Below are 16427 nucleotides of genomic sequence, written 5' to 3'. Positions count from 1 at the left end.
CCAGCTTCGAGCGAGAGACCTTCGCGGAATGTCAGGCGGCCTCCTGGTGATGGTCGGCCAGGTCGCGGATGAGGCTCGTGGCCGGCTCGTGGACGAACTCGGCGAATCCGCCGAGCGCGGCAAGACCCTCCAGCGGCACGCCCCCGCGGAGCGCGCGGATCGTCGCCGGACGCACCAGCCACGCGGCCAGGCACGCCGGATAGTCGGATGGATGATCGAACAGCTCATCGAGATCGTCGGCCTCCTCGTCGGGGTGCCGGAACGCGTGCAGGCCGGCGTCCATGGCGAGGTCGACCAGCCCGTAAGGAATGTCGGTGAGCAACGCGTAGTCGCGCAGCCCGCGGTGGGTCCAGATCTCCCCCGGCTCGCGATCGGGCCGCCCACTCACGTCCCGCAGCGCGTCGATCCACCGCTCCGGCTCGTCCGCGACGGCGTACGCCACCTCCTCGGGCACGCGCAGCGGCGCCGTCTCGAACATCGAGCCACCATCGATCGGCACGATCCGGCCGATCACGCACTCGCCGTCGTCGACGAGGAGCCCGGCGCCGATGTTGATCGTGGTCAGCCGCTCTCCGGTCGCCGGATCCTCCCAGAGGAGATGTCGCGGCTCCCGTCCCAGCAGACGTACGCCACGCATCGGCGCCCGCACCCACTCCCAGATCCGATCGGTGCCTGCGATGAGATCGCCGGAGGCGTCGTGACGCAGGAACGCCTCGAGCCCGCCGAGGTCGTAGAGGAAGGTCTGTCGGTAGACCCAGTCGCGATCCAAGATCTGGATCCGGTCGTCCTCTCGGTCGCGGTCGGGATGGGGCCCGCCACGGACGTCCAGTGCGCGGTTGATCGCCTTCGCCATCCGCCACTTGTTGCGCGGATGCGTCCCCTGCAGCGCCTGCGCGAGGAGCCATCGCGAGTGGGCCCATCTGGGGACGAGCGCCCCGAGCAGCCACATCTGGTCCAGCCGCTCGAGGCGTGACGGATGCCAGAACTGCTCCTTGTCGAGCTGGCCGGTAGTCCGCTGGATGATCCCCAGGGCAGCCTTGACGTCGCCGCGAGCCTCGGCTTCGTTGACCGCGAACATCGCCGGCCAGTAGGGACTGTCGACGACCTTCTCGGCGAACGACCGCCGTCGCGGATCCCCGAACCGGTTGCGTGGTCGTGGCGATCTCTCGTGCTTCTTTCGTTTCGGCATGGGACCAGCAGACCCCCGATCCGTACACCCCGCCACCCGCATCACCGGCCCTGTGGACAACTCGATCCCGAAGCTGGCCTGTGGATGGTAATCGGCCCGCTGACCAGCGATTTTCCGGCCGGAAACCAGCGAGAAGAAGACTGTCGGAGGTCGCCCCTAGATTGACCTCGAAGGGAGGAGCAGGTGACGGGTCAGATCGAAGCCGACCCTGAGCTCGCCGCGCGCGACCTGGCAGCGCGACGAGCCTGGGCTGCGCGTGAGCTGGAACTGCAGGACGGCGTAGCCAGCCGCGCTCAGCTCACCTGGGGCGGCTACACGCCGAACGACATCCGCCGGGCGATCCGGCGCCGCGACATGCAGCTGGTGCACCGCGGCGTCTACGTCACCCACACCGGTCCGCCCACCTGGCGGCAGCGGGCCTGGGCAGCGGTGCTCTACGCCGAGCCCGCCGCGCTGTGTGGCCCATCGGTCCTCGAGCCGAGCCGCACCGAGGACGCCGCCGGCCCCATCCACGTAGCCATCGACCGCGACCTCGACGACCTGGCACTCGGCGGCAGGCTGACCGCCCGCGTCCGCTGGCCCCAGGTGTTCGACACTCAGTGCCGCACCGCCGCCAGAGTCTCCCAGCTGCTGCGCCAACGCGGCTGGAAGGAGGCCCCGAGAAGCTGCGGAGACGAGTGCAGCTTGGAAAGCTGGATGTGACGTGGGAGTCCTGAGGTCACCCAGTGACACCGGAACTCCCACGTCGCCGAAAACCAGCCGGTCCCGCACCCAGAAACTCGGGTGCGGGACCGGACTCACTCAGGCTCAGCTGCAACCGGAGGTCGAGCCGCAGCCCTCGCAGACGTAGCAGGAGCCGGCGGGGCGCATCTTGGTGCCGCAGGTGAAGCAGAGCGGGCTGTCGATGGCCATGCCGCTGATCGACTCGAGCAGCTCGGCGGTGGTGTGTGCGGTCTTGACCTCACCCTTCGGGGCCTCCTCGACGGGGGCCTCCTCCTTGATGTCGGCGTCGACGACCTCGGACTTCGCCTCCGGGGCAGCCTTGCGCTCCCGAGCAGGCTTCTGGACGAGCTCGGCGGCGGTGGTGCCGCCGTTGCCGAGCGGCTCGTAGGAGCCGGTCTCGAGGTAGCGCTGACGCTCGTCGGCGGAGTAGATGCCGAGAGCCGAGCGGTCCTCGAAGGACATGTAGTCCAGCGCCAGCCGGCGGAAGACATAGTCCATGAGGGACTGCGCCATGCGTACGTCCGGGTCGTCGGTCAGACCGGCGGGCTCGAACTTCAGGTTGGTGAACTTGGAGACGTAGGTCTCCAGCGGCACACCGTACTGGAGGCCGACGGACACCGCGATGGAGAAGGCGTCCATGACACCGGCCAGGGTCGAGCCCTGCTTGCCGAGCTTGAGGAAGACCTCACCGAGCTCGCCGTCGGCGTGGGCACCGGAGGTCATGTAGCCCTCGGCGCCACCGACCGTGAAGGAGGTGGTGCGCGAGACGCGCGACTTCGGCAGACGCTTGCGGGTCGGCGCGTAGACGATCTTCTCGATGATCTTCTCGATGACCTCGGGCTCGACCTCGGCGGCCACTGCCTCCGCGGCCTCCGCAGCGGTGGAGAGACCCTGGTCCTTCTTGGCGCCCTCCGACTTGCCGTCGGCCAGCGGCTGGCCGACCTTGCAGTTGTCGCGGTAGATCGCGGTGGCCTTCAGGCCCAGCTTCCACGACTCCATGTAGACCTGCTCGATCTCCTCGACCGTAGCGGTCTCGGGCAGGTTGACGGTCTTGGAGATCGCCCCGGAGAGGAACGGCTGCGTCGCGGCCATCATGCGTACGTGGCCCATCGGCTTCAGCGCGCGCTTGCCCATCGCGGTGTCGAAGACCTCGTAGTGCTCCTGGCGTAGGCCCGGCGCGTCGATGACGTGGCCGTGCTCGGCGATGTAGTCGACGATCGCCTCGATCTGCTCGGGCTGGTAGCCCATCTTCTTCAGCGCCCGCGGGATCACCTGGTTGACGATCTGCATCGAGCCGCCACCGACGAGCTTCTTGAACTTGACCAGCGAGAAGTCGGGCTCGATGCCGGTGGTGTCGCAGTCCATCATGAAGCCGATGGTGCCGGTCGGCGCGAGCAGCGAGGCCTGGGCGTTGCGGAAGCCGTTGACCCGGCCGATCTCGATGACGTCGGCCCACACCTTGGTCGCCGCGTCGATGATGTTGCGGTCGACCGGGTTGATCGAGCGGACCGCGTCGTTGGCGGCCTGGTGCTTGCGCATGACCCGCAGGTGAGCCTCCGCGTTGCGGGCGTAGCCGGCGTACGGACCGACGACACCGGCCAGCTCGGCCGAGCGCTTGTAGCCGGCGCCGGTCATCAGCGAGGTGATGGCGGCAGCCATGGTGCGGCCACCCTCGGAGTCGTAGCCGAGACCCATCGCCATCAGCAGCGCGCCGAGGTTGGCGTACCCGATGCCGAGCTGGCGGTAGTCGCGGGTGGTCTGGCCGATCGCCTCGGTCGGGAAGTCGGCGAAGCAGATGGAGATGTCCATCGCGGTGAAGACGACCTCGCAGGCCTGCTCGAAACGCACGGCGTCGAAGGTGTCGTCGTCCTTGAGGAACTTCAGCAGGTTCAGCGACGCCAGGTTGCAGGAGGAGTTGTCCAGCGACATGTACTCCGAGCACGGGTTGGAGCCGGTGATCCGGCCCGTCTCCGGGTTGGTGTGCCAGTCGTTGATGGTGTCGTCGTACTGCAGACCCGGGTCGGCACACTCCCACGCGGCGATCGAGATCTTGCGGAACAGCTCGCGGGCGTCGATCTCCTCGATGACCTCACCGGTGGTGCGGGCACGGAGGCCGAACTTCTTGCCCTCCTCGACGGCGCGCATGAACTCGTCGGAGACGCGCACGGAGTTGTTGGCGTTCTGGTACTGCACGGACGAGATGTCCTTGCCGCCCAGGTCCATGTCGAAGCCGGCGTCGCGCAGCGCGCGGATCTTGTCCTCCTCGCGCGCCTTGGTCTCGACGAACTCCTCGATGTCGGGGTGGTCGACGTCGAGCACGACCATCTTCGCCGCACGGCGGGTGGCGCCGCCGGACTTGATGGTGCCCGCGGACGCGTCGGCGCCACGCATGAAGGAGACCGGGCCGGAGGCGGTGCCGCCGGAGGACTTCAGCAGCTCCTTGGAGGAGCGGATGCGGGAGAGGTTGAGACCGGCACCGGAGCCGCCCTTGAAGATCAGGCCCTCTTCCTTGTACCAGTTCAGGATCGAGTCCATGGAGTCGTCGACCGAGAGGATGAAGCAGGCAGAGACCTGCTGGGGGGACTCGGTGCCGACGTTGAACCAGACCGGCGAGTTGAACGCGAAGTGCTGGTTGACCAGCAGCCAGGTGAGCTCGCGACCGAAGAGGTCGGCGTCGGCGTCCGTGGCGAAGTAGTCGTTCTCCTTGCCGGAGGCGACGTAGGTGTTCACGACCCGGTCGATCAGCTGCTTCAGGCTCTGCTCGCGCTTCTCGGTGCCGAGCGCTCCGCGGAAGTACTTGGTCGTCACGATCGTCGAGGCATTGATCGACCAGAAGTCGGGGAACTCCACGCCGGTCTGCTCGAAGACGGTCGCGCCGGTCTTCCAGTTCTTCTGGACGACGTCGCGTCGCTCCCAGGTGATCTCGTCGTACGGGTGGACGCCCTCGGTGCTGAAGATCCGCTCGATCTTCAGCCCTGCGCCCGCCTTCGTCGACGCCTGTGCCTCTGCTGCCGTGTCTATCATTTCGTTCCCCCTGTTGTCATCGATCGCTGTGCTGTGCTGCTGGTCGGTGCTGATGGTGGAGTCTCCTGTTGCGCCCGTTCGGGCTTCGTACTTCTTGTTCTGGGTCGTGCTGGATGGCCCGGACAGGTCGCTTCCCCACGGCCTGCCCGGGCCGGTCTGTGTGCCATCTCGATTCAAATGGCCGTGGGATCTAGTCGGTGCCCACCGGAGCCTCGACCGGATGTTCTGCCTCGAAGTCTTGGACTTCCCGTTCCGTACGCAGCATCTGGATCTCGCGCTCGAAGTCGTCCGCCGACCCGAAGGCCCGGTAGACGCTGGCGAAGCGCAGATAGGCCACCTCGTCGAGCTCGCGCAGCGGCGCGAGGATCGCCAACCCCACCTCGTGGCTGGGAACCTCGGCCAACCCCTGGCTCCGCAGCGCCTGCTCGACCTCTTGACCGAGGCAGGCGAGCTGATCCTCGGTGACCGGGCGACCCTTGCAAGCCTTGCGTACGCCGTGCACCGCCTTGTCGCGGCTGAACGGCTCCGCTGCGCCGGAGCGCTTGGCCACCATCAGCTGCATCTGCTCGACGGTCGTGAACCGCTTCCCGCACTCCTGGCAGACCCGGCGGCGCCGGATCTGGCCACCCTCCTCGGCCACACGGGAGTCGAGCACCTTGGTGTCGCTGTGTCGGCAGAACGGACAGTGCACGGTCGAGCCCCTCTCATGAAGCCTGTGGATCCAGGCCGTCTCAACGGCGGCCCGAGCCTGTGGAACCTGTGGATACGAGCGTGGACCCCTGTGGAACAACACCCACATCGCTGTGAGTCATCCACCTGTTCATGTGAACTAGATGTGGATAACTACAGCCGTGTAACTACTAGATGTAGTGGTAACCGTACGCCCGCCCCTCAGCCGATGCAAGCGCGGGGCGGGTTTCCCGCCTGCACGGCGTGTCGCCGGGCCAAACACCGAAAGATTCCGGTTCAGGGGCACCGAACTGGGCTCCATGCGTAAGAATGACCCCCGTGACAAACATCTCCGGAGGAAATCGCGTCGGGTCGCGGAGAGGCACGCGCCCCAGAAGCGGTCCCCGGCCACCTTTCATCTTGCCTGCGATCGCAACACTGGTCTCCCTGATCATCTGGGGAGTGCTGGTGTGGGTCGCCGTCGGTTTCGGGGCCGACGCACGGGGAGGCGATTCCGGCGCCTGGGTGAAGCTCGCCATCGCAGCGGTCGCAGCAGTCGCCTGCCTCTTCCTGACCTTCACCTTCGCCGGGAAGGCCTGGCGGGCCCTCACCGGCTCCCCCACCCCACCGCCCGCCGACGACTACGCCGGAAACCACTCCAACGCCTACGTCGAGGAGCAGGACTATCCGGGCCAGACCTACTCGGAGCAGGACTACTACGGCACCGGCTCCTACGGCTACGAGGACACCGGCTCCTACAACCGACACAGCACCGACACCGGGAGTCAGCAGCAGCCGTACGGCGGCACCGGGAGTCGCTCGGCCTACAACACGGACACGGGCTCCCAGTCGCCCTACGGCTACCCCGGGGACGATCAGGGCTACGGCAACACCGGCAGCCGAGCCGCTTACGGCGCATCGGCCTACCAACCGCCGACCAGTCCTCCGCCGACCCCGCAGCCCTACTACTCCAACCCCTCGACGCCGACCTCGACACCACAGAGCACCCCGGGGTACGCATCGCAGGGATACACCACCGACGGCTATCCCACCCAGCAGGCCGCAGCCCCGCAGTATCAGTCCGGCGCCTACCAGGCGCCGATCAGCTACGGCCAGACCGGCTCTCGGGCTCGACTGACCCAGGATCCCGCGGCAACCCAGGCGATGCCCGCCCAGCGGCAACCCCAGGACCCGTCCGACCAACCGGACGACGAGTGGCCGCCGCGACACGGCATCCGCAACAAGCAGTGGCCGCCGGCCGAGCCGGACAGCCCTTATCGCGGGCGTCACTGACACCGAAACAGCAGGCCCCGAAACAGCGAGAGTGCTGCAGACGCTTCCCATCGTCTGCAGCACTCTCACTTTCCCCGGTTGCCGGCTGCCAGGGTGCCCGCTGCGCGGGCTGACTCCCTCGCTCGGCGCGAGCGGACGAGCAAGCTCGCCGCTCGACCTCGCTCAGTCGTCTCGAAGGAGCAGCCGGACATCAATGAGCCTTACGGCGCGGTCGGCACGATCAGGGTCTGCCCGGACAGGAGCATCGAGGACTCGAGGCCGTTGAGCTCCTTGATCGTCTGCTCCATCTCCCGAATCGAGGCGTCAGTGCCGACGATGGCCTTCGCGGAGATGTCCCAGAGCGTGTCGCCATCACCGACGACCATCGTGTGGGCGGCGGAGTCAGGGCCAAGAAATCTGGCACTTTTTTCCGCACCGTTCTCCGCCGCGAACGCCACCTTCGCCCCGATCAGCGCGATCCCGAAGAGCACGACCAACGCGAACGCGAACACGACGACCCGTCCTCGCCGGGTGAGTCGCACCGTCGAGCGGCGCTCCTCACGCACAGGGCGGGGCGGTTCGGCTACGGGCAGCACATAGACGGTTGCACTCATCACGGCCTCCAGTTCACAAGTCTCTCGATCACGTGTTCGATCGAGCACATGTTCGAAGTTAGATCACGTGTTCGAACAACGCAAGTGGCGCGCCCAAGAATTTTCGAGCGCCGACACGCGTCACAGATGAGATCGAACAGATGTTTGAAGTAGTGGTGCCAGAGGGACTAATGTGATGACATGACCACGCAGAAGACAGGCACCGGATCAGGCGGTTCGAAGAAGAGCCGCGTCCGCGAGCTGCCCGATGGGCCGCCGGACGCGACCGGGCTCACGCCGCGTCAGCAGCGCATCCTCGCGCACCTGCGCGACAGCATCGAGCAGCGCGGCTATCCGCCCAGCATGCGCGAGATCGGCGCCGCGGTCGGGCTGACCAGCACCAGCAGCGTGGCCCACCAGCTCCGCGCGTTGGAGCAGCGTGGTCTGATCCGCAAGGACCCGAAGCGACCCCGCGCCCTCGAGGTCTTCCTCCCCGAGGTGATGGCTCACCGCAAGGCGATGTCCGGCGAGGAGCCCGAGACGACGGTCGCCGCCGAGGCCGCAGTCAACCCCAACCCCGACGCCACCATGGTCCCCTTGGTCGGTCGGATCGCGGCCGGTGGCCCGATCCTGGCCGAGGAGACGTCGAGCCAGCAGAGCGTCGAGGACGTCTTCCCGCTGCCCAAGCAGCTGGTCGGCAACGGCGATCTCTTCCTGCTCTCGGTCTCCGGTGACTCGATGGTCGACGCCGCCATCTGCGACGGCGACTTCGTGGTCGTGCGCCAGCAGCCGACCGCGGAGAACGGCGAGATCGTGGCCGCGCTGATCGATGGCGAGGCGACCGTCAAGACGCTCTCCCGCAAGGACGGCAAGGTCTGGCTGCTGCCGCACAACGCTGCGTACGAGCCGATCGACGGCACCCACGCGACGATCCTCGGCAAGGTGACGGCTGTTCTGCGTAGCCTCTGAGACCTGAACACTGCGTGAGATCCAGCCGCCGGCCCATACAGGGCCGGCGGCTGAGTCGTCTCCTGCAGCGCTCGGCACCACCCTCATGTCTCGCGGCCCGTCTAGGCGTTTCACCGGTGTAGGGTCGGCCCTCTGCGCTTAGACTGCCCTGGTCTGCCTTCCCGAACGTCTGGTATCTCATGCGAAACATTGCCCGCCGGATCAACCGCAAACAACGCTCCCTCGTCCTGATCGCAGGCATGGTCGTAGCCACGTTCGCGGCCACCATGCCCGCAACCGGGTCGACCCCGGCCGCGTCGGTGATGACCGGCGGGAACACCAGCGCCGAGCAGCCGGTGACGGAGAAGGCGGCCCGTGAGGCGCTCGCGGCGGCCAAGAAGGTCAAGCGCAACCAGTCGGTTCGCGGCGCGCGGCAGTTCGTGCCCGGGCGCCACGTCGCCGGCCGCCCCGACGCGACGATCGCGCTGGCCGACCTGTGGAACGCCAAGGACGCTCTGGACGGCTCCAACCAGACGGCAGCGCGCGAGCTGCTCGCCCGTCCCCGCGCGGCCAGCCAGACCTGCAGCGACGCGGTCTGCGTCCACTACACCCCGGGCAAGGGTGGCGACAGGGCCTCCGTGGCGTACGCGACCCAGGTCCGCGACGTGGTCACGAAGGTCCACAACATCTACGTGAAGGCGGGCTACCGCAAGCCCGCGGCCGACAAGTCGGTCACCCCGGGCAAGGTCGACATCTACCTGGAGAACCTCTACGACGAGGGCTACTACGGCTACTGCGCGCCGGAGACGAAGGTCTCCAAGACCGCCGCGACCGCCTACTGCGTCCTGGACAACGACTACGCCACCAGCGAGTACGGCTCCATGAACACGCCCACCGAGAACCTTCGCGTGACGGCCGCTCACGAGTACTTCCACGCGGTTCAGTTCGCCTACGACGCCGGCGAGGACCGCTGGATGATGGAGTCCACCGCGACCTGGGTCGAGGACGAGGTCTACGACAGCATCAACGACAACCGGCAGTACCTCGCCTACGGCCAGCTCGAGGACCAGCGCAAGCCGCTCGACAACTCCAACGTCTCCAACCTCGGCATCTACGGCAACTGGATCTTCTTCCGCTATCTCTCCGAGCGCTTCGCCAGGGAGCGGGGCGACCTGCCGGCAGTGGTCCTCGACGTCTGGAACCGGGCCCCGTCGACCTACTCCACCCTCGCGATCCGCCGGGCGCTCGCCGCTCGCGGCACCACCCTGAAGGAGCAGTACGTCCGCTTCGCCGCCGCCAACCTGGCCCCCTCGAAGACCTACAGCGAGGGCCGCGCCTACTACGCGCCGGTCTACGACGGCCGCATCGCGCTGCCCGCCAAGCGGCAGACCATCGGCGGCAAGTTCACCCTCAAGCACCTCACCTACGCTTCGCAGCGCCTCGTGCCCAAGAAGGTCGGCAAGGGCTGGAAGCTGCGGGTGAAGGTCGACGTGGCTCGTCGCGACGCCAACGCCGCCGTGGTCAGCGTCTTCCGCACCGACGGCACCCGGAGCGTCTACTACCTCAAGCCCAACCGCGACGGCATCGCCACGAAGACCATCAAGGGCTTCTCCTCCAAGCGGATCCGCAAGGTCGAGGTCACCTTCGCCAACGCGAGCAGCAACTTCAAGTGTGGCCAGGGCACCGCGTTCTCCTGCCGCGGTGTCGCTTCGCCCGACAAGGCCACCCATCGCTGGTGGGCGAAGACCTACCGCTGACGCACATCCCACGCCGAGCCGGCTCGTTCTGACGAGCCGACTCGGCGTGAGTTTTGGTCAGGACGAGCCGATACCGCTGGCTCAGGCAGAGGCCAGCTCGGAGAGCCGCTTGAGAGCCTTTCGGACGACATCGGGGTCGGTGGTGGCCCACATCGGCGGCAGGCTCGCCTTGAGGAACCCGCCGTAGCGGGCGGTCGCCAGGCGGGCGTCGAGCACGGCCACGACCCCACGGTCGGTGGTGGTGCGGATCAGCCGACCGGCCCCCTGCGCCAGCAGCAGCGCCGCATGAGTTGCTGCGACCTGCATGAACCCGTTGCCGCCGGCCTTGTCGGCCGCCTGCTGCCGGGCCGACATCAGCGGGTCGTCGGGCCGCGGGAACGGGATCCGGTCGATGATCACGAGCTGGCAGGTGTCACCGGGCACGTCGAGGCCCTGCCACAGCGACAGCGTCCCGAAGAGCACCGTATGCGGGTCGGCGACGAACTGCGCGGCGAGCTCGGGCAGCTGGGCGTCGCCCTGGGCCAGCGTGGTCAGGTGAGGCAGCTTCTGGCGCACGACCTCGGCGGCCGCCTCGGCGGCACGGCGTGAGGAGAAGAGCCCGAGCGTACGCCCGTCCGCGGCGTCGACCAGGTCGACGATCTCGTCCATGGTCTTGGCGCCCATGCCGTCGCGCCCGGGAGGGGGCAGGTGGCGGGCGACGTACAAGATCCCCTGCCTGCCGTAGTCGAACGGACTGCCGACATCCAGCCCGATCCACGGCAGAACGTCCTCCGTACGCTGCGCCCCGGCGCCGAGCTCGGCGCGCTCCTCCGCCTTCAGCCCGAGGGATCCGGCCACGGGGCCGAAGTCGCCGCCGAGCTTGAGGGTCGCCGAGGCGAAGACGACGGTCTTCTCCCGCAGCAGCTTGTCGCGCATCTGCGCCCAGACCTGCAGGGGCGCGACACACAGGCGCGGCGGGATCCTGTCGCCACCCTCGTTGATCCAGATGACGTCGGACTCGGCGGCAGCGGCCATCCGCTCGGCGGTGGTGAAGACCTCCTGCAGGCCACCCTTGGCCTGCTGGAAGCCGGGGTCAGAGCCTTCGGAGTCCTTCGGCTTGGGGAGCGCGGAGAGCGCGGAGCGAGCAGCGTCACGCACGAGCACCAAGGCGTCCGAGACGACCTCGGGCAGCGTGATCAGCCGCCCCGGCGACGTCTCGTTGATCGCCGCTCGGAGCGCGTCGGAGGCGTCGGCCAGGTCGTCGGCCTCGGATCCGTCGATGTGCCTCTGAGCGCGGCGGGCGGCCCGCTCAACCTCGGCCGCGGTCAGCTCGTCGGTCGCCGCCTGGGTCACCCGGGCGACCAGCTCGTGGGCCTCGTCGATCACCACGGCGTCGTACTCCGGGATCATCGGCACCCCCTCGATCGCGTCGATCGCGAGCAGCGAGTGATTGGTGACGATCAGGTGGCTCTTCTGAGCCTTCTCGCGGGCGACCTCGGCGAAGCACTCCTCACCGAAGGGGCACTTGGCGGCACCGAGGCAGTCGCGGTGGTTGACCGAGACCTGGCGCCACTCGCGGTCGGTGTGCCGCGGCGCGGAGTCACGCTCACCGCTGCCGCCCTTGTCCGCCTCCTTCTCGGCCCAGCTGCGGAGCTCGAGGACCTTCTCCGCCATCGCACCCAGCGGCACGTCGACCAGGGTGCCCTGGTCGTCGGGAGCCCCCTCACGCACGCGGTGGAGGCAGGCGTAGTTGGAGCGGCCCTTGAGGACGGCGTAGGAGGCGTCGACGCCCGGGCGGGAGCCGATCGCCTTCACCAGACGCGGCAGGTCGCGCTCGACGAGCTGATGCTGCAGCGCCAGCGTCGCGGTGGCCACGACGACCCGGCTGTCGTGGAGCAGCGACGGGACCAGATACGCCAGCGACTTACCGGTGCCGGTGCCGGCCTCGACCAGCAGGTGCTCCTCGTCGGCGAGCGCCTGCGCCACCGCGTCAGCCATCAGCACCTGACCATCGCGGGTGGCCCCGCCGAGGGTCGCGACCGCATCCGCGAGGGCTTCGCGTACGGGCGACTGGGAGACGGTTTCGGTTGCGGTCACTCGGGCAACCTTAGCCGTGCGCGGGGACAGTCTCCGATCGGCTCTCCGCGATCCGCCGGGCGACGATCTCCCCGAACTGCATGTGGCCCGCGACGGTCAGATGAGTGTTGTCCTCGAGCATGGGCAGCTCGAGGTCGAAGACGTTGACGTACGTCACCCCGTACTCCGCCGTGACCCGCCGCATCATCTTGTTGACGACCCTGATGGCCTTGGCGCGCGACTTCACCTTCGGTGCGCTGAGCACGATGACCTCGTAGCCCTTCAGCTCGTTCAGGGTGTCGCGGAAGCCCTTCTCGACCTCGTCGAGCTCGCTCTTGGAGTCGTTGATGCCGCCCTCGAGCACGACCAGGTCGGCCCCCTGGGCGAGCACGTCGGGGACGCGCTCGGGGAAGGAGATCGGGCCGCATCGCTCCATCAGCCCACGGGAGTAGCCGGTGCCGCCGAAGCCGGAGACCCGCACCTCACCGTCGAGATAGCGCGGCCACGACTGACCTGGGTCGTCCAGCCCGAAGCCCGAGGCCCAGGAGTCGCCGATCACGACGACCTGCTCGCCGGCCCCGGTCACCACCGCGGCACGGGCCACCGACTCGGCGGCCAGCCGCGTGCACAGGTCCTGGGTCACCTGCGTCTCGTGCTCCGGCACCCGCCCCGGCAGCGCGCCGTCGTCCTCGCTGGCACAGCCTGCGAGCGTGGCCACCAGGACAGCACCAGCCAGCGCGCTCACGATCATCGCGCGCGCCGCCCGACGTACGTCTGTCCGCATCCGTGCCCTCTCCTACGACCGACCGTCCCAAGTGTGAGGGACGAGCCTGGCATCACCGATGTCGAAACGCCGAAATCAGCCCCGGATCAGCGTTCTGGATCAGGCAGAGTAAGCAGCCAGCTCGCCGGCCAGGTCGGCGTTGGCACGGCCCTTGACGACCGTGCCTTCGGCGGTGTGCTCGAGGTGGTCGATCTCGCCGTGCTGGTGGATCCGGTTGACCAGGTCACCCCGCTCGTAGGGAACCAGCGCGGTGAACTCCACGCCCGGTTTCGGCAGGTCGCTCTCCACGGCCCTGATGGCCGCGTCGATGCCCTCTCCGGTCTTGGCCGAGACCGCGACCGAGTGGGGCTCGGCCCGCTGCAGCCTGGCGATCACCAGCGGGTCGGCGATGTCGGCCTTGTTGATCACGACCAGCTCAGGCACCTCGCTGGCACCGATCTCGGCGAACACCTCGCGCACCGCGGCCAGCTGACCCTCGGGATCGGGGTGGGAGCCGTCGACCACGTGCACGACCAGATCGGCGTCGGCGACCTCCTCCAGCGTGGACCGGAAGGCCTCGACGAGCTGGTGGGGCAGATGACGCACGAACCCGACCGTGTCGGACATCGTGTAGACGCGGCCGTCGTCGGTGGTCGTCTTGCGGGTGGTCGGGTCCAGGGTCGCGAAGAGGGCGTCCTCGACGAGCACGCCGGCGCCGGTGAGCCGGTTGAGCAGCGACGACTTGCCCGCGTTGGTGTAACCGGCGATCGCGACCGCCGGGATGTGGTGACGCTTGCGGTCGGCACGCTTGGTGTCGCGGGTGCCCTTCATCGCCTTCAGCTCACGGTTGAGCTTGGCGATCTTGGTGTTGATCCGGCGGCGGTCGGTCTCGATCTTCGTCTCACCGGGACCACGGCCACCGATACCGGCACCACCGGCGACCCGTCCACCGGCCTGACGCGACAGGTTGCCACCCCAACCACGAAGCCGCTGCTTCATGTAGCTGAGCTGGGCGAGCTCGACCTGCGCCTGGCCCTCACGCGACTTGGCGTGCTGGGCGAAGATGTCGAGGATCAGCGCGGTCCGGTCGACGACCTTGACGCCGATGCGGTCCTCGAGGTTCCTGAGCTGGCTCGGCGCCAGCTCGCCGTCGGCGATCACGGTGTCGGCGCCGGTCGCGGCCGCGATCTCCTTGAGCGCCTCGACCTTGCCGCGTCCGATGTACGTCGCGGGGTCCGGCGCCTGGCGACGCTGGTAGATCGCCTCCAGCACCTCAGAGCCCGCCGTCTCGGCGAGAAGCGCGAGCTCGGCGAGGGAGTTCTCGGCGTCCGTCTGGGTGCCGCCGGCCCACACGCCCACGAGCACCACTCGCTCCAGCCGCAGCTGGCGGTATTCGACCTCGGTGATGTCCTCGAGCTCGGTGCGCAGGCTGGCGACCCGCTTGAGCGCGTGTCGCTCGGCGAGCTCCATCGCACCGAGGGTCGGGTCGGTGGTCTCGGGATCCTCGTCGACGTAGCCCGACTCGCTGAATCCAATTTCTTGGGCGTCATCGAGCGCGTCCCAGTCCTCGGTGGCCTCGAGCTCGTCAGCGAGTGAAAATTCGTGTGCGTTGTTCGTCATATACCAACAAGGATACGGCGCCGCACCACCCGGGGGACAATGCTTATCCGACAGGCTTGTCCGACAGCCCGGATCAGGTCGGATCAGGTCGGCGCGTCTCAGCGCTGTTCGAGAGCCTCTCGGAGGACGGTCCCGACGTCCTCCGGCCGCTCAGCGACGTACGCAGCCCCGCCGGTCGCGTCGGAGATCGCCCGCAACGCGCCCATGTCGGCGTTGGCGGTGATCCCGATCCCCACGACCTGGACCGGCCGCAGCGGGTCGGAAGCGGCTTTCAGCTGATCGACGAGCTCTGTCAGGTCGACCGAGTCTGGATCATCGTTGGTGCCGTCGGTGAAGATCAGCACGCTGTTGGAGGCGAGCGGGTCGTAGGAGGCGACTGCGGCCTGGTAGGCCGCGAGCGCGCTGTCGTGCAAAGCGGTGCCGCCGCCGGTGCGCGCGGTGAGCCCGGCGATCTCCTCGCTCAGCTGCGCGCGCTGGTTCTTCGAGGCCAGCTGGCGGGTCGGGACGAGCACGGCGTGATCGCCGCCGAGCTCGCCCTCGGTCTTCTCGGAGAAGGCCCACAGCCCGAGCGCGGCGCCGCCGGGGAGGAACTCGACGGCCTCGGACACCGCCGTCTGGGTGAGGCGGAGGCGGGTCGTATCGCTGCCGAGAGCAGCCGGCCAGGCCATCGACCCGGACACGTCCACGACCGCGATCGTCCGGGTGGGCCGCAGCTTGGCGTTCCACTCCGATGCGGCCTCGGCCACGGCGGCAGGGTCGACCCGGGTGAACGCGCCGACGTTGGGAGACGGCTTGCCGGCTCCGGCGGTGCGGAAACCGGCCTGCGTCAGCGAGGTGTCGGCGGCGCCGCTGTCGAGCACGCGGGCGAAGGCGGTGATCGTGGAGGCGATCACATTGCGGCGCGAGGAGTCTGCGGTGATCAGGACCGGGTAGTCGAGGACCACCGTGCCTTCCTTCGGCGCACTGGCCTTCAGCTGCGGCGCGTACGTCGACCACTGCTGCTCACTGGTCGCGGTCACTCCGCTCATCACGGTCTGCAGCTCTGCCAGACGCGCGGTGTCGGTCGGCGCGGCACCTTCGGCGCCGGAGGCGATCCGCGCTGCGTACGGCTCCAGCTTGGTCTCGTTCTGCGGGTCCCCCTGGCTGGCGACGACCGTGCCGAGCGCGCTCATCATCCGCTGCGGGTCGCCCATCAACAGGTCTTCCTCGATGAAGGCCTCGGCGTAGGAGGTGCGGGTGAGGCCGTCACCGGAGACGAGCACCACCGGCGAGGAGGCCATCGAGGCCCGCAGCGTGACCGGCTCGACGGCCGGCTTGATCCGCTCGAGCCAGAGCGAGGAGTCCGGGATCCACATGTCGGGCAGGTCGCCGCCGACCGCCATCGGCTGGAGGATCTGATCGGCTTTGGTCGGCTGCACCTCGATCTGTCCGCAGCCGGCTTCCTCGAGGACGTCGCCCACGACGGTCGCCGCTTCGGGCGCCACCGCGACCGTCATCGGCGGGCCCAGGCAGGTCCGGCTGCCACTCGTGGCCGGCTCGCCGTTGGCGACCAGCGCGGTCGCGACCAGGCACGTCGCCAGGACGCCCACCGCGACTGCGATCACACCGATCGTCTCCCGCGTGAGCCGCAGCTTTCGGGCAGGCTCGCTCGGTCCCGCCTGCTCCGCGGGCTCCTCGGACTCGATGATCGCGAGCGCCTTCGACGTACTGGTGTCCGCCTTATCGGACATGCGAACTCCCCTGGTTCCGACGTCCGCGGAGCGGTTTGCGCTGTCCGCGGCTGGCGCACACATTAGCGGTGCGCCAGCCGTCGG

Annotated in this window: 12 protein-coding genes; 4 read left to right on the top strand and 8 right to left on the bottom strand. The window is 68.4% G+C overall.

Annotated features, from left to right (window positions below):
* Window positions 1-31: 31 nt before the first annotated feature.
* A complete protein-coding gene (locus BJ988_RS28360; protein ID WP_179661139.1) occupies window positions 32-1189 on the bottom strand; it encodes a hypothetical protein in 1158 nt (385 codons plus the stop codon).
* Between the two features lie 183 nt (window positions 1190-1372).
* Between BJ988_RS28360 and BJ988_RS28355 the strand changes: the two genes are divergently transcribed.
* The gene (locus BJ988_RS28355; RefSeq protein ID WP_343051820.1) at window positions 1373-1891 is read left to right on the top strand and encodes a hypothetical protein; all 519 of its coding nucleotides are present in this window, start codon (window positions 1373-1375) and stop codon (window positions 1889-1891) included.
* 105 nt (window positions 1892-1996) lie between these two features.
* Here the strand turns inward: BJ988_RS28355 and BJ988_RS28350 are convergent, their stop codons facing one another.
* Window positions 1997-4936: a vitamin B12-dependent ribonucleotide reductase gene (locus BJ988_RS28350; protein ID WP_179661138.1), complete on the bottom strand. Its 2940-nt coding sequence runs from the start codon at window positions 4934-4936 to the stop codon at window positions 1997-1999.
* 190 nt (window positions 4937-5126) lie between these two features.
* Window positions 5127-5627: a transcriptional regulator NrdR gene (nrdR, locus tag BJ988_RS28345; RefSeq protein ID WP_179661137.1), complete on the bottom strand. Its 501-nt coding sequence runs from the start codon at window positions 5625-5627 to the stop codon at window positions 5127-5129.
* Window positions 5628-6025: 398 nt separating this feature from the next.
* On the opposite strand from nrdR, the gene BJ988_RS28340 reads away from it, so the two are divergent.
* Complete coding sequence (locus tag BJ988_RS28340; protein WP_179661136.1) at window positions 6026-6898, top strand: hypothetical protein; 873 nt, start codon at window positions 6026-6028, stop codon at window positions 6896-6898.
* 200 nt (window positions 6899-7098) lie between these two features.
* Here BJ988_RS28340 and BJ988_RS28335 read toward each other — a convergent pair whose 3' ends face one another.
* Entirely contained in the window at window positions 7099-7491 is a 393-nt protein-coding gene (locus BJ988_RS28335) for a LysM peptidoglycan-binding domain-containing protein (RefSeq protein ID WP_179661135.1), read from the bottom strand.
* A 180-nt stretch (window positions 7492-7671) separates the two neighbouring features.
* Between BJ988_RS28335 and lexA the strand changes: the two genes are divergently transcribed.
* Both lexA and BJ988_RS28325 read left to right on the top strand, forming a co-directional pair.
* Window positions 7672-8439: a transcriptional repressor LexA gene (gene lexA, locus BJ988_RS28330; protein WP_218861166.1), complete on the top strand. Its 768-nt coding sequence runs from the start codon at window positions 7672-7674 to the stop codon at window positions 8437-8439.
* 179 nt (window positions 8440-8618) lie between these two features.
* Window positions 8619-10175: an MXAN_6640 family putative metalloprotease gene (locus BJ988_RS28325; RefSeq protein ID WP_179661134.1), complete on the top strand. Its 1557-nt coding sequence runs from the start codon at window positions 8619-8621 to the stop codon at window positions 10173-10175.
* A gap of 81 nt (window positions 10176-10256) precedes the next feature.
* Here BJ988_RS28325 and BJ988_RS28320 read toward each other — a convergent pair whose 3' ends face one another.
* The 4 genes from BJ988_RS28320 to BJ988_RS28305 all read right to left on the bottom strand — a co-directional run bounded on the left by BJ988_RS28320 (window position 10257) and on the right by BJ988_RS28305 (window position 16343).
* On the bottom strand, window positions 10257-12251 hold the full coding sequence (locus tag BJ988_RS28320) for a helicase C-terminal domain-containing protein (protein ID WP_179661133.1): 1995 nt from the start codon (window positions 12249-12251) through the stop codon (window positions 10257-10259).
* Window positions 12252-12261: 10 nt separating this feature from the next.
* On the bottom strand, window positions 12262-13014 hold the full coding sequence (locus tag BJ988_RS28315; RefSeq protein WP_179661132.1) for an SGNH/GDSL hydrolase family protein: 753 nt from the start codon (window positions 13012-13014) through the stop codon (window positions 12262-12264).
* A gap of 99 nt (window positions 13015-13113) precedes the next feature.
* A complete protein-coding gene (gene hflX / locus BJ988_RS28310) occupies window positions 13114-14613 on the bottom strand; it encodes a GTPase HflX (protein WP_179661131.1) in 1500 nt (499 codons plus the stop codon).
* Window positions 14614-14711: 98 nt separating this feature from the next.
* Window positions 14712-16343 (bottom strand): VWA domain-containing protein, encoded by a 1632-nt coding sequence (locus BJ988_RS28305; protein WP_179661130.1) that lies wholly within the window; start codon window positions 16341-16343, stop codon window positions 14712-14714.
* Window positions 16344-16427: the final 84 nt, after the last annotated feature.

The organism is Nocardioides panzhihuensis (assembly GCF_013408335.1).
In the GTDB taxonomy this organism is placed as follows: Bacteria; Actinomycetota; Actinomycetes; order Propionibacteriales; family Nocardioidaceae; genus Nocardioides; species Nocardioides panzhihuensis.
Note: the sequence above shows the minus strand (reverse complement) of the source record. Positions and strands in the feature narration are given on the sequence as shown.